8 protein-coding genes are annotated in these 14,864 nt (G+C 43.6%); all 8 read left to right on the forward strand.

The features are described from left to right. Positions 1-169: 169 nt before the first annotated feature. The 8 genes from ACYX4N_RS07050 (at position 170) to ACYX4N_RS07085 (ending at position 14,862) form a co-directional block, all read left to right on the forward strand. Positions 170-2,815, forward strand: a complete 2,646-nt coding sequence (locus ACYX4N_RS07050; protein WP_476056063.1) for a TonB-dependent receptor — start codon at positions 170-172, stop codon at positions 2,813-2,815. Positions 2,816-2,874: 59 nt separating this feature from the next. Continuing rightward, on the forward strand, positions 2,875-5,097 hold the full coding sequence (locus ACYX4N_RS07055; RefSeq protein ID WP_476056064.1) for an alpha-N-acetylglucosaminidase: 2,223 nt from the start codon (positions 2,875-2,877) through the stop codon (positions 5,095-5,097). Positions 5,098-5,299: 202 nt separating this feature from the next. Further along, positions 5,300-6,379, forward strand: a complete 1,080-nt coding sequence (gene gcvT, locus ACYX4N_RS07060) for a glycine cleavage system aminomethyltransferase GcvT (RefSeq protein ID WP_305763407.1) — start codon at positions 5,300-5,302, stop codon at positions 6,377-6,379. 26 nt (positions 6,380-6,405) lie between these two features. Further along, the gene (gene gcvH, locus ACYX4N_RS07065; RefSeq protein ID WP_014979989.1) at positions 6,406-6,795 is read left to right on the forward strand and encodes a glycine cleavage system protein GcvH; all 390 of its coding nucleotides are present in this window, start codon (positions 6,406-6,408) and stop codon (positions 6,793-6,795) included. Positions 6,796-6,916: 121 nt separating this feature from the next. Beyond that, complete coding sequence (gcvP, locus tag ACYX4N_RS07070) at positions 6,917-9,826, forward strand: aminomethyl-transferring glycine dehydrogenase (RefSeq protein WP_476056065.1); 2,910 nt, start codon at positions 6,917-6,919, stop codon at positions 9,824-9,826. A gap of 822 nt (positions 9,827-10,648) precedes the next feature. Further along, complete coding sequence (locus ACYX4N_RS07075) at positions 10,649-11,104, forward strand: hypothetical protein (RefSeq protein ID WP_476056066.1); 456 nt, start codon at positions 10,649-10,651, stop codon at positions 11,102-11,104. Continuing rightward, complete coding sequence (locus ACYX4N_RS07080; RefSeq protein ID WP_476056067.1) at positions 11,094-13,250, forward strand: hypothetical protein; 2,157 nt, start codon at positions 11,094-11,096, stop codon at positions 13,248-13,250. Before ACYX4N_RS07075 ends, ACYX4N_RS07080 begins: the two co-directional genes overlap by 11 nt. A gap of 211 nt (positions 13,251-13,461) precedes the next feature. Further along, complete coding sequence (locus ACYX4N_RS07085; protein ID WP_476056068.1) at positions 13,462-14,862, forward strand: hypothetical protein; 1,401 nt, start codon at positions 13,462-13,464, stop codon at positions 14,860-14,862. Positions 14,863-14,864: the final 2 nt, after the last annotated feature.

Below are 14,864 nucleotides of genomic sequence, written 5' to 3' on the forward strand. Positions count from 1 at the left end.
CCCAATATCGTAGTAATAATTCCTTATTTTTTGTTGACAACGTTGACATTGGTTGGTAGCGTCAATGGCAGGTGATGAAAAAATCATCGTTAATAATAAGAAATAAAATTAATCAGCTGGTTGCCTAAAGCTGAACAACAACCACTACAAAGAAGATGGGAACCACATCATGAATAACGCTCGTCCAAAGAAAACGTTACTCGCCAGTGCTATCGTAGGCATTTTTAGCTCGCCTGCACTGGTTTTTGCTCAAGCTGCCTCAGACGTAAGTGACAGTGAAGTTGAACGTATTGACGTTACTTATCGTTCTAGTTTGGTCCAAGCTGCGGCACTAAAACGCGATGAAACGAAAGTTGCAGACATTATTACATCAGAAGATATCGGAAAGTTTCCTACCGAGAACATTGCTGAAGCAATCCAGCGAATCCCTGGCGTACAGATATCAAATATTAACGGTAGAGGTTCTACAATCAGTGTTCGCGGTTTAGGCTCGCAATATGCCAGAACTACCGTGAATGGCCAAACTATGGCGAGTGCGGATTTTACTGGTGGCTTTCGTTACGACATTATACAGTCTGAGCTAGCTTCAAGTATTTCAGTAATTAAATCTCCCAGTGCAGACATGGATACTGGTGGTTTGTCAGGTACTATTAATATCGATACTACGAAGCCACTTTCCTACAGTGAGCGTAAAGTTGTAGCTTCCGTTAAGGGGCAATATTCGGAATTCTCGCCCACAGATGATGTGACCCCCAAAGGTAATATCACCTATATCGACCAATTTGCTGATGACACAGTAGGATTATTTTTAAACGCAGGTTATCAGGAACTTGACGACAGGGTAGATAACTTCTGGATGGGTAGGTGGTTCAGCGACGATGAAGGCTATGATATTCCTCGACGTCCGCGTTACCGTCGTATTGACCGCGAAACCAAACGCTATTTGATGAACGGCGCAGTACAGTGGCGTCCTAGCGATAATTTCGAAACAACGTTTACCGCAATTTATGCTGATGACGATACGGTACAAGATTTGAACCAGCAGGTTTTCTTGTTCGATCGCGACGATATCACGCTACTTGGTGAGCCGGTAAATGGCGTTTATAACCAAGTGCGTATTGACGACTTTACTCTTGAAAATAATCGCCAAGCTGAGGACAAGCAGGCTACCAGTAAAGCGTTTACGCTTGAGTCAAAGTACGAGACAGAAAACTGGACTTTAGTCGGTGTAGCTCATTACACGAAAGGCGAGGCTGTGCATGCAGAAGAAGCGGTAATCTTAGCGACTACGGTATCTGCAAACATGGATATTTCAGATCGCAATAACGTTATCTTCAACGTGGATGAAGATCTAACCGACCCGTCTTTATACCCTGCTGACATGCCAAGGAACGAGTACCCAAACGGAGCAACTCGATACATGGACTCTTCTGAAAGTGCACTTCAATTTGACGCAATTCGCTTGCTTGAAGGCGACTTCTTCACTGGTTTTGCTTTTGGAGGAAAATTCCGTAAAGAAGAATTCAATAGAGACGTTTTTCGTACGGATAGATTCGCGATTGGTGAAGCTGACCCAAGTGACCTTCCGTTAATGAGTGACTTTAACTATATGGTAACTGACTTCTTGGACAACCAAATGTCCATAGAGCATGGCTGGATCGCGCCAGATATTCAAGCTTACCGAGATGCGCTTGCGGCTGAAGGGGTAACAGTTCCAACTTTATTCGCTGCTCAATCTTCATATTCAATAGAGCGAGATATTCTATCGGTTTACGGAAAAGTTGATTTCGAAAGTTACATCGGTGAAATGACGTTGAGAGGAAATATTGGTGGTCGTTATGAAACTACCGACAGAACGATCAATACCTATCTGACCGGTGAAGATAACCCGATTAACTCTGAAATCAGTTTAGTGATTGGCGAAACGGCATTTGACTACGATTACAACAATTTTTTACCGAGCGTAAACCTTGTGCTCGAATTGACAGACGAAGTACAAGCGCGATTTGCTGCTGCCAAGGTGCTAGTTCGACCATTGTTGACATCTCGTACGCAGATTGCTGCTTCTGAAACATCGGTGAATAATTCATTTGGTACGCGGACTTACACTGTAGATCTTGGCCAGCCTAACATGAAAGCGCTGACTGCCGATCAAGCCGACTTAGGGCTAGAGTGGTACTACGGCGAAGGTAATAGCTTAGCACTTACCCTTTTCTGGAAAGAAATTAAGAATGGTTCGGTTTCTGAGTTTGTTTGCCCTGATAGCTACAATGACGTTGCGCTAAGTGGAACGCCGGAAGATTGTGTGGACACAGAAGGTAACATCTATGAAATCACCAGCACCTATAACGATGATAGTGGTACGACTATCAAAGGGTATGAACTAGGTTGGAACCAGAGCCTTGATGCACTGCTACCTATCGATGGTTTCGGTTTCTCAGCAAACTATACTTTCATCGATGCAGAAGATAGCGAAGACTTCGTGCTAACTAATTCGTCAGAAGAGACTTGGAATTTCATCGGATATTGGGAAAACGACAAGTTTAGTGCAAGGGTCGCAGTGAACAACCGTAGCCCTTACGTTCAAGATAACACTGATGCATTCTTTGCACGCGAGGGAAGGGTAGTCGACGGTAGAAATCAGGTTGATATTCTATTGAGCTATAACGTTACTGAAGCACTTAACCTTCGTTTTGGAGCACTGAATATCAATGGTAACAACGAAGAAGCCTATTTCACAGAAGAGAAGCCGGTGTGGCAAACGACAAGTATTATAGGCACTAGCTATTATCTGAGTGCGGTTTACTCATTTTAAGACAATTATGCTGCGGGCAACCGCAGCATTTTTTTACGATTTTATCAGGATATTAAGCAATGAAGAAAACGTGGTCACTCTCGATAAGCGCATTGTGCCTATGCTTGTCTGCTGTATTAGCTGGCTGCGAACAGCAGCAAGAAGTCTCAGAAGTTGCATCTAAACCGTTAGACCCTCAGGTGAGCGCTGTTCTAGAGCGAGTTACACAGGGACAAGTAAAAAATATATCAACGATTAAAGTAACTGATAAAGAGCCTGAGTGGTTTGAAGTAAATGTAATTGATGGGCAAGCGGAAGTGCTGGCAAATAGTCATACCGCACTAGCGTATGGCGCTTATCAATACTTACGAGAACAGGGCGCTTTGTCAGTAAGTTGGGAAGGAAAGCGCGTTGCGTTCCCTGATGTCTTTAAAGACTTTGATGGTGCAAAAACAACAACCCCATTCGAACAACGTACTTATCTGAATGTTTGTGCTTACGGTTATACAACACCGTGGTGGGACTGGGAGCGTTGGGAGAAAGAAATAGACTGGATGGCGCTTCACGGAGTAAACAATCCTGTAGCAATGGAAGGGCAAGAATTTGTATGGCAAGCATTATGGAAGGATTTCGACGTTACCGATAAAGAACTAGCCGATTACTTTTCTGGCCCAGCATTCACGCCATGGCAACGCATGGGGAATATCGAAGGGCACGAGGGGCCTCTCCCGCAAAGTTGGATAAACAAAAAACATCAACTGCAAAAACAAATCCTCAAGCGCATGAAAGCGTTGGGTATGCAGCCCGTTGTACCTGCGTTTAGTGGCTACGTACCTAAAGCGTTTGTTGAGCGTTTTCCCGACGCCAAGGTTTATGAAATGCCACGCTGGACTGGGTTTGAGAATGCTACCTATTGGTTAGACCCCGCTGACCCCCTCTTTAAAACAGTGGCTAAGCGATTTATTGAGCTTTATACCGAAATTTATGGTGTACAGGACTATTACCTATCAGACGCATTTAACGAAATGCTACCGCCGGTTTCTGAAGAGAACCGACACGCCGAGCTCGCATCCTATGGAAAACGCATCCACGAATCTATTGCGCAGGTTGCACCTGATGCTGTGTGGGTAATGCAGGGGTGGATGTTTGGCGCAGACGAAGAATTCTGGGACCTCGCATCTATCGAAGCCTTCTTAAAAGATGTTCCTGATCAAAAAGCAATGATCCACGATATCGGAAACGATAGATACCATGTATGGCAGCGAACAGAAGGCTTTAAAGGCAAGCCGTGGGTATTCGGCTTCATTCATAACTATGGTGGTTCAGACCCTGTATATGCTGACTTTGCAGACTATGTTGAGCAACTTGACGTGGTTACAAGCTCGAATAAAAAGGGTGCGCTGACCGGGTTTGGTGTATTTCCCGAAGGGCTCCATAACAATTCTGTGGCCTATGAGTTTCTGTTCGATTTGCCTTGGAGCGCCAAGCCCGATATGAAAGAGTGGCTAGCAAATTATACTAAAGCGCGCTATGGAAAGACTTCACCCGAACTTATCGCAGCATGGGAAAAGGTGATAAAAGGAGTGTTCTCTGTTAGCTATTGGAAAAGCCGCTGGTGGGAAGGCTCAGCTGGCGCGTACTTGCTGTTTAAGCGCCCAACAATCGACATAGTAAACTTTGATGGGCACCCGGGTAATTTAATGGCCTTAGACGATGGTATCTCACAGCTAATTGAGCTGGCACCGTTGATGGATAATGCGTACCTATATCAGTACGATATTGTCGATTTTGTGAAGCATGCAGTGTCTTTGCATGTTGACCTTATGCTGCAAGAGGTGGTTAACGCGTATTCATCAAAAGACTTCGAACGTGGCGACGAACTTATGGCCTCAATTGACGTTGCCATCACTAAGCTAGACAACTTGCTAGGGTTTCATCAAGAAAGCCTGCACACGTGGTTGAGTGACGCCTCAGCTTATGGTGAGACTGCGCAAGAGTCTGCTTATTACGTAAATAATGCGCGCCTGCAAGTAACGCAATGGGGTGGACCAAAGCTGAAAGATTATGCATCTAAAGCGTGGCAGGGTATGTACAAAGACTATTATTTGCCTCGCTGGAAAATGTACTTATCTGCGTATCGCATCGCACAGGAAGCTCAAACGCCGTTTGACGATGCTGCGCTGCAGGAAGCGCTGATAAACTGGGAGCGTGATTGGATAAAGCAAACGGAAATTCCAACGCAATATACCCCAGAAACACCAATCGAAGATGCGCAAGCGCTTATGGATACGATCTCGCTATAATAAAAATTGTTGTTTCCGCTCTTATCAGAAGCCCCGTTACCGACTTGTGTATGGGGCTTTTTACATTTATATACCTAATCCAGTTGCAGTAATACATTTGCTTTTTAAATGTATTGATAAAAATTTCCAATTTGTTGCATAAACGCTAGCTCACTATACTCAATCTCGTTTTCTACCTTTCAAATTAAAAAGAGTAAGTGGAATGTCTAGTACCACCGCCCTACACGCAAAGCACCTAGAAGCCGGTGCGAAAATGGTCGATTTCTTCGGCTGGGATATGCCAATTAACTATGGTTCACAAATTGAAGAGCATCACGCTGTGCGTCAAGACGCCGGTATGTTTGATGTGTCTCACATGACCATTGTTGACGTAAAAGGCGCACAAGCCAAAGCGTATCTTCAGTACCTTTTAGCCAACGACGTGGCAAAACTAAAAGACAAAGGTAAAGCGCTTTACAGTGGCATGCTTAACGAAGAAGGCGGTGTTGTAGACGACCTTATCGTTTATCACTTCGACGAAACTAACTATCGCTTAGTGGTTAACTCAGCAACGCGCGAAAAAGACATGAACTGGTTAATGAGCAAAGCAGAAGGCTTTGACGTAACCATCACCGAGCGCCCTGAATTTGCCATGATTGCCGTACAAGGCCCTAACGCAAAAGAAAAAGCCGCTAACCTGTTCAGCGCAGCGCAAAAAGAAGCGGTAGCGGGCATGAAGCCATTCTTTGGTGTACAAGCAGAAGACTTGTTCATTGCCACTACAGGTTATACCGGTGAAGCAGGTTACGAAATCATGGTGCCAGCTGAGCAAGCGGAAAGCTTCTGGCAAGCACTGCTCGACGCGGGCGTTAAGCCATGCGGCCTAGGTGCGCGTGACACACTTCGCCTAGAAGCAGGCATGAACCTGTACGGCCAAGATATGGACGAAACCGTATCGCCACTAGCCGCTAACATGGGCTGGACAATTACATGGGAACCGGCAGAACGTGACTTCGTAGGGCGTAAAGCTCTAGAAGCGCAGCGCGAAGCGGGTACCGACAAGCTAGTAGGCTTGGTAATGACTGAAAAAGGCGTGCTGCGTCACGGTCTTAAAGTGAAAACAGAAAGCGGCGAAGGCGTTATCACTTCAGGTACGTTCTCTCCAACACTAGGTCACTCAATTGCGATGGCACGAGTACCAAGTGATGTTGGTGAAACAGTAGAAGTGGAAATGCGCAAAAAGTGGGTTACAGTAAAAGTGGTTAAGCCCTCCTTTGTTCGCAATGGAAAAAGTGTTTTATAAGTTAACAGAGAATAACAGGAACGATTATGAGCAACATCCCAACTGATTTACGCTATGCCGCTACGCACGAATGGGTTCGCCCTGATGGAGACGGTGTTTTCACTGTAGGTATTTCTGAGCACGCACAAGGCTTACTTGGCGACATGGTTTTCGTTGATTTGCCAGATGTTGGCGACGCAGTAAGCACTGGCGACGACGTATGTGTTGCTGAATCGGTAAAAGCAGCGTCTGACGTTTACGCGCCAATTTCAGGTGAAATTGTAGCAATTAACGAAGACCTAGAAGATTCACCAGAACTAGTTAACTCTGACCCGTACGGCGACGGTTGGCTATTCAAAATTAAAGCTGACGATGCGGCTGAAGTAGAAGGTCTACTAGACGCTGAAGGCTACGAAAACAGCATCGACGAAGAGTAATTCGTTACGCAGTTTTAAAAGAACCATAATTCGAAAAGGGGCATGAAGATAATTCAGCCCCTTTTTAACTTAAAGATTTAACGCGCCCTTGCGGCAACCATTACGAGTGCTTAACAACGTTATGTCGAATACTTCCCCTACATTGGCTCAACTAGAGCAAAAAGATACATTTATCCGCCGTCACATTGGCCCGGGTAAAGGCGAAATTGAAGAAATGCTGTCTGCTATTGGTGCAAGCTCACTAGACGATTTAATTGAGCAAACTGTACCGGCAGGTATTGCGCTACCAGAGCCACTAAAATGTGGTGAAGGGGCGACAGAAGTTGAAGCATTAAGTGAACTTAAAGCCGTTGCGCAAAAGAACAAAATTAACCGTTCTTTCATTGGTATGGGTTACTACGATACACACGTACCAAACGTAATTCTGCGCAACGTGCTAGAAAATCCAGGTTGGTACACAGCGTACACGCCTTACCAGCCAGAAATTGCCCAAGGTCGTTTGGAAGCCATTCTTAACTTCCAACAAGTGACCATTGACCTAACTGGCCTAGAGCTAGCATCGGCGTCATTACTTGATGAAGGTACAGCGGCAGCAGAAGCCATGGGCCTTGCTAAGCGTGTGTCTAAGAACAAAAAAGCGAATGCGTTCTTTATTGCTAACGACGTTCACCCGCAAACGGTTGACGTGGTTGAAACCCGCGCTGAAATGTTTGGTTTTGAAATCATCAAAGGTGCGGCAGAAGAAGCGGCAGAACACGACGTATTCGGTGCGCTACTTCAATATCCAACCTCTACCGGTGAAGTAAAAGACATCAGCGACATCATTGCTGCAGTACAAGCGAAAAAAGGGATTGTGGCAGTAGCCGCTGACCTAATGAGCTTAGTAATGCTTAAGTCGCCTGGCGAGCTAGGTGCAGACGTTGCACTTGGTAGTGCACAGCGCTTTGGTGTACCTATGGGCTATGGTGGCCCGCATGCGGCATTCTTTGCTACACGCGACAGCTACAAGCGTTCACTACCTGGCCGTATTATCGGCGTAAGTAAAGACACTCGTGGTCGCCCAGCACTTCGCATGGCACTACAAACCCGTGAACAGCACATTCGCCGCGAAAAAGCGAACTCGAACATTTGTACAGCACAGGTGCTGCTAGCCAACATGGCAAGCTTCTACGCGGTGTACCACGGCCCTCAAGGACTTAAAACTATTGCTGAGCGCATCCACCGCTTCGCCGACATTCTTGCTACTGGTTTAAACCAGAAAGGTGCAGAAAAAGGTGTAGCTCTAAAGCACAGCACCTACTTCGACACGCTAACCGTAATGGTAAGCAACAAAGAAGACGTACTAGCAAAAGCCTACGCAAAAGGCATGAACTTACGTGCTGACCTTGAAGGTGCGGTAGGTGTGTCGCTAGACGAAACTACCACACGTGAAGACATTGTTGCGCTATTCGACGTACTTCTTGGTGAAGAGCACGGCTTAACAGTGGAAGGTCTGGATGCAGAAGTAACCACGCAAGACGTAAAATCTATTCCTGACGATCTGGTACGCACCAGCGACTTCCTAACACACGAAGTGTTTAACAAGTATCACTCTGAAACAGAGATGCTTCGTTACATCAAGAGCCTTGAAAACAAAGACTTGGCGCTTAACCACTCAATGATTTCATTGGGCTCGTGCACCATGAAGCTAAACGCAACGGCTGAAATGATCCCAGTAACATGGGCTGAATTCGGGCAGCTTCACCCGTTTGCACCACTAGACCAAGCAGCGGGCTATCAAGAAATGATTGCAGAGCTTAGCGAGTGGCTAATTAACGTAACAGGTTACGACGCGCTTTCAATGCAGCCTAACTCAGGTGCGCAAGGTGAATACGCGGGCCTATTGGCTATTCAGCGTTACCACGAAAGCCGTGGCGAAGGTCACAGAAACGTGTGCCTAATTCCAAGCTCTGCCCACGGTACTAACCCTGCGTCTGCGCAAATGGTTAGCCTTAAAGTGGTAGTAGTAGCGTGTGATAGCAAAGGTAACGTAGACCTTAACGACCTTCGCAAAAAAGCGGAAGAAGTGGGCGATAACCTATCGTGCGCCATGATTACGTATCCGTCTACCCACGGTGTATATGAAGAAACCGTGCGCGAGATTTGTGACATTGTTCACCAATACGGCGGTCAGGTTTACATGGACGGCGCGAACATGAACGCGCAGGTGGGCATTACGTCACCTGGCTTCATTGGTTCAGACGTGTCGCACCTTAACCTACACAAAACCTTCTGTATTCCACACGGTGGCGGTGGCCCAGGTATGGGGCCAATTGGTGTTAAGTCGCACCTTGCGCCTTTCCTACCAAACCACACGGTTATTAATGTAGAAACAGCAGGAAAAGACTGTGGTGCGGTATCGGCAGCGCCATGGGGCAGTGCATCTATTCTGCCTATTAGCTACATGTACATCAAAATGATGGGTAGCGCTGGCCTACGTAAAGCAACCGAAGTCGCTATTCTTAACGCTAACTATGTGGCGAAGAAGCTAGAAGGGCACTTCCCAGTGCTTTACAAAGGCAACAATGGCCGCGTAGCGCACGAATGTATTATTGACCTTCGCCCGCTTAAAGAAGCAAGCGGTGTAACCGAGCTAGACATTGCGAAGCGCCTAAACGACTACGGTTTCCACGCGCCAACCATGAGCTTCCCAGTAGCGGGTACGCTTATGATTGAGCCAACAGAGTCGGAAGCGAAGTACGAATTAGACCGTTTCATCAACGCCATGGTTAGCATTCGCCAAGAAATTGCGAAAGTAGAAAGCGGCGAGTGGGATGCCACTGACAACCCGCTACACAATGCACCGCACACACTAGCTGACATCTGTGACAGCGACTGGAACCGCAGCTACGACCGCATGCTAGCGGCGTATCCAGCCCCAGAAGTACACAGAAACAAGTTCTGGCCAACGGTTAACCGTATTGATGACGTTTATGGCGACCGAAACCTGATCTGCTCTTGCCCTAGCATTGAGAGCTATGTTGAGGAATAGGTTGGGGGTGAGAATCGAATGAAGTTTGTGAAAAGGGCCGGAAGGCCCTTTTTTGGTGTGCTTTAAAATTTCAAACTGTAAAATACTTCGACGCTTCAAACTATAATGTGAGATACGTGAACCCTTGATTCGATAAGACCTCGGTAGGCAGATTTCGTTAGAATCCTTCAAGCTTTTCTAAACTAAGCGAAAGCACATTACTCGCTTTATGATATCAACTTCTTAAATTACAAAATATTTCGGTGTAATCAAATATTTCAGTTAATGTAAGTACACATTTTATAGAGATTTTTCCTTTATCTGCTCTCTTTCTAGTGGCTGGGAAAGCTCTTTGATATCGCATTATTATGGCTGTTTCCTCGACGGTTCATATTGGCTTTGAAGTTATATTCAGTTAGGAGTCACTATATTCAGATCTCTAAATTGATGACTTGACCCGAGTGCATCCGAACCTGTTTTTTGGACACTTTCTGCCATAATTCTGTAATGTCCTTCGCACTTTCTATAACCGACATATACCTCTAACCTCATCAGTTTTGCTCTACGCTTCTTGCTTCAGGCTTCGCGTGAATCGTTGAAATCGCTTGTGATCTCCTAAACCCATAGACACAAATTTTTGTCAACAGATAATGCTTAAATAACAACATTAACTGTTTGTCTATCAATTGCCTCTCTGAATAGGTGTATAAATTCATAAAAGTCGTTTCGCAGCAATGTTCGCGTTTAGGCATTACGCTCTAAAGAAGAATAAAAAGAGTGTTGAAATAAATGCAACTGTAGTATATTTTTTGTACAGTTCTTTTATTTCAATGGATTGAGAAAATGTCGGATAGCAGTTCGCTTCTTATACACACTACGGCTGTTTTATCTTCTATAGCGTTAATTCTGTTAACGCTTATAAAAGTTTTCCTTCCAAAAGTTTTAGAGGTTTGGTTCTTAAAAAGAAGAGAACTGAGAGACCATTTCACCAAAGAAAGATTCAGCAGAGAACTAAGTGTCTATCAAGAGCTTTGGAAAACTGTATCAAGCGAAAACATATCTGTATTAGACGAAGAGGTCGCAACAAAAGCTCAAAACGTCCTTTGTAATTTGCGTATTTTTTTACATGCAAACAGACCATTCATCCATTCTAGTCTTCTTAGCAATATAGACAGCATCTTAGACTACTGTGAAAAAATTACATCAAGGGAAAATACAGAAGACATAGGGAAGGCCGTCAAAGCTATAGATGCTCTCGCGACTTCAATTAGAAATAGGATTTATAAAAATGAACTATAAGATACTAAATGATAAATTTAATAATATGTTAACAAGTGAAAGCGCCAACATCCTCAAATATGTAGAGTTTAATAGTTCCCCGTTCAAACATCCTTTGGATTACGAGGAGATTAAAGAATCATTATTGGGAAGTTATGACATTTCACTCGCAAAGGACTACTTCGCATATACAAAAGATTCAACATTATCCCGCTTTTTACAAGATATTAAAAAACTATTTGTGAATTCTCCTTACGTTCCAAATGAAGACTACTTTCTAGATAGTGTTTATGTTGATTACAGCGACGGCAGTAGCAATATTGTAAAAATAGAGGCAGCTGTAAATCAAATTTTGAATACGAAATCTGTGTCTGCCATTATTAAGGGCGACCGGGGTTCAGGTAAAACAGCAAGTACACTTGTATACCTTTATCGAAATCATGAGGAACTATACGAGAAAAATATTATCTGGCTAAGATGTGATCTCCATAAACTATACAATGCTTGGATGATAAGCGACAGTGGCCTTGACAATTTGATAACACTTGGTGAGTACAAAGAATTGTTCATTGTTTACTCAATATGTAAACACGCGAACGACTCCGAAAGGAAAGAAATTTACGAATTAGTAAAATTGATAAAAAGGAATGACCGAGAATTTGGAATTGTAGCAAAAGCAAAACACACTTACTTAACTGATGTTAGCCTCTATGAGCAGATACAGAAAACTAATGAAGATATTATTCGCTTCGAAGGCCCTGATTCTAGCAGGAGCTTTTTGCTCGATGAATGGATTAAACATGCACAATTTAAACAAAATGAGTCACGCCGCCAAATTAAAAATGCGCGTTATTTATATAACGCTTTATTGGAATCGATCAATACACTGAATTGGCAGTTGTTACTGTTTTTTGATGGATGTGATAACGTCGATATAAACAAACGAAGAAATTTCTTTCTTTATCAGAAGTTCCTTTCGGAATTACACCCTCAATTATATAGGGATACCAAGAACTCTCCTGTATATACAGTTGTTTTGCTAAGACCTAGAACTTACGAAGAATTGTTAGAGAAACACCCCAATGTTCTTCAGGATCACAAAGACTCTATACCCTTTGTCGCTACTCTACGTACTCCTTGTTGCGAAGCAGTAACTAATGAAAGGTTCAAATATATTCGTAAAATTGGGTTATTAAATAACCTTCACGACGAAACGCATTACCGCTCTATAAGTAAAGCGATCACGACTATGTTGGAACAAATCAAAGAAGATCCTAGTTCGTTAAGACGAAGACAAGCAATTAACCATAATATAAGAGATTTTCTATTTAACAGGTTATCTTTAATATCAGTTTTAGCATATGTGTCAGGGATAAATGGAAAAATAAAAGAAAACCATGAGAACTATATCAATCCAGACAGTTGGAACAAACGAAATAAATTTCTAAATGGTCGTTTATTTTCTGATAGTAAAACTGAAGGCATAGCAACGGCAGAGCCAGGTAGTATTTACTTCAACATATTTTTTGCAAAACCAAATGGAAATAAATGGAATGGTTTTATCTTTCTAAGAATCTATCAAGTTCTTAAAAGGCTAAGTACTGCTCTTGAGTCCGAATGCACAACAATTCTTAGCACTCTATTCGACTACGACAATGATTTGGTAAAAGAGTCTCTCGAGATTTGTGAAACCTATGGTCTGATCCACTTTTTACCTAAAAGTAATGAAAATGAAGATAGTGAACAATATGTAGTGTTGAATGAGAAATTTAATTACTTAATAGAGGAGACATTTAAAGATGCAGATGTCATGTATTATTTAGCTCTCGATACATACCTCCCTTCCGCTCTAATAGAATCTGAGTATTTTAGAGCACACAACAATAATGTTAATGAAAAATCACACTACAATGAAGTCATGCCATTTACTGCAACTCTTTTTATGAAATTTCTTTGTATCCAAGATAAGCTAGAAAGAGAGGGGCTACACGGTAAACTAACAACTTTGATTGAAAAAATGCAACATTTAAGCATTGATGATACCGACTTTGTTCTACCCATTAAGCAGGTTCAGGGGCAGATTCCAGTTTTTAAACGAATTATTACGTCTATAGGACATACATCTGAACAGAAAAGGCGAGAGTTTAATAAAATTATTGAGTCATAAAATGGTACTTTGGGAGGAGTGTTCAATGCTAGGCTGTAAAAATTATAGCAAAACATATATAAAGTTAAGGTCGATGTTATCGATGTAAAATACTAACCACTCCGGATTTTAGATTGACATACTAGAGTGTTTGGTTATTATTTGTTCAATATCAAGTGCGGTACTTGCCAGTTGCTTAGAGCAAGATAATCTCTGCTAAAGGGAACAGGCAATGGCAACATCAACAGCTAGCGCAAATAGTGCGAAAAAGCAGGCTGTAGTGGTAATTCACGGTATGGGCGAACAACGCCCCATGGATACCATTCGAGAATTTGTTACTCATGTTTGGAAACAGGATCCAAACCTTACCTACCCACACTTTTGGAACAAACCCAGTTCAGTTAGTGAATCCTTCGAGCAGAGACGCCTTACCACAGACAGGCCACAAGCCAGCGGAAAAGAAGAACCCGTTCAGCGTACGGACTTTTTTGAATACTACTGGGCGCACCGAACTGTAGGTACTAAATGGGAGCATTTTTGGGGCTGGATCAGCGCGTTACTTTTCTGTTTACCCAGTCGCTATGACAACCATGCCAATACGCTAAAGCCACTTTGGTTTATCCTGTGGGGACTTATTGTCTTTGGCTTTTTTCTAGCGTTGTGGTGGCGTGACATTTTCAGCAGTTCGGATGATCTGTCGGGCTTAACCCTGACGTTTGTCACAGCAGCCAGTGCAGGCTGGGCTTTCCTTGTAGCGAAAGCCCGCAGCTTCTTCACCCATTATTTTGGTGATGTGGCTCGTTACATTCAAGCTAAGCCCGCCAATATTGCCATCCGCCAAGCTATCAGACAGGGCGGTGTGGAGTTACTGGAGCGTATTCATCAAACCGGTGATTACGACAGGATTGTGCTTGTGGGTCATAGCTTAGGGTCTTATGTGGCCTATGACATTCTTACTCATATGTGGGCACGGCATAATAAATTTAAAGATCATGACGACATTCCTACCCCCTTGAGCGAGGCTTCTCGTGAGCATTGTAAAGCGTTAACGGAACTTGCCAAAAGCTGCGGCACTGATGCTTTCGATGCTGACACGTACTGGCAAATGCAGCGACAACTTTTCAGTTCTCTTATCGAAAACGACCCGGAGAACAACTGGCTGATTTCAGATTTTATCACCCTGGGTTCGCCACTTACTTATGCCGATGTGTTGCTTTATAAAAATCAGGAAAACTTTGAAAAGCGTAAGCTGGATAGAGAGCTGCCTACTTCTCCGCCGCTCACCGAACACGGTGCCTGGTATTACGGAGGCGATGATGAATATTACCTGCATCATGGCGCAGTATTTGGTGCAGTGAAGTGGACGAATATTTACATGCCACACGGCTGCTATATTAAAGGAGATCTTATCTCAGGGCCGGTAAGCCTAAACTATAGCTTTGAGGCGTTTGATGTGGCCAATGGCACTATGATGCCCCCCAGCGACATGTCCAAAACCCCCATTGAAGAGATTTCATTGGATTATTCAAAAATAAAAGATGGTTTCACCCACACGGCCTACTGGAAGAGTGCCGAAGTACCTTCAGATAATGAACATTTAGCTGTGCTACGCAAAGCGGTGGGGTTGTATTAATT

It is taken from the genome of Alteromonas sp. ABH4_452, assembly GCF_056311825.1.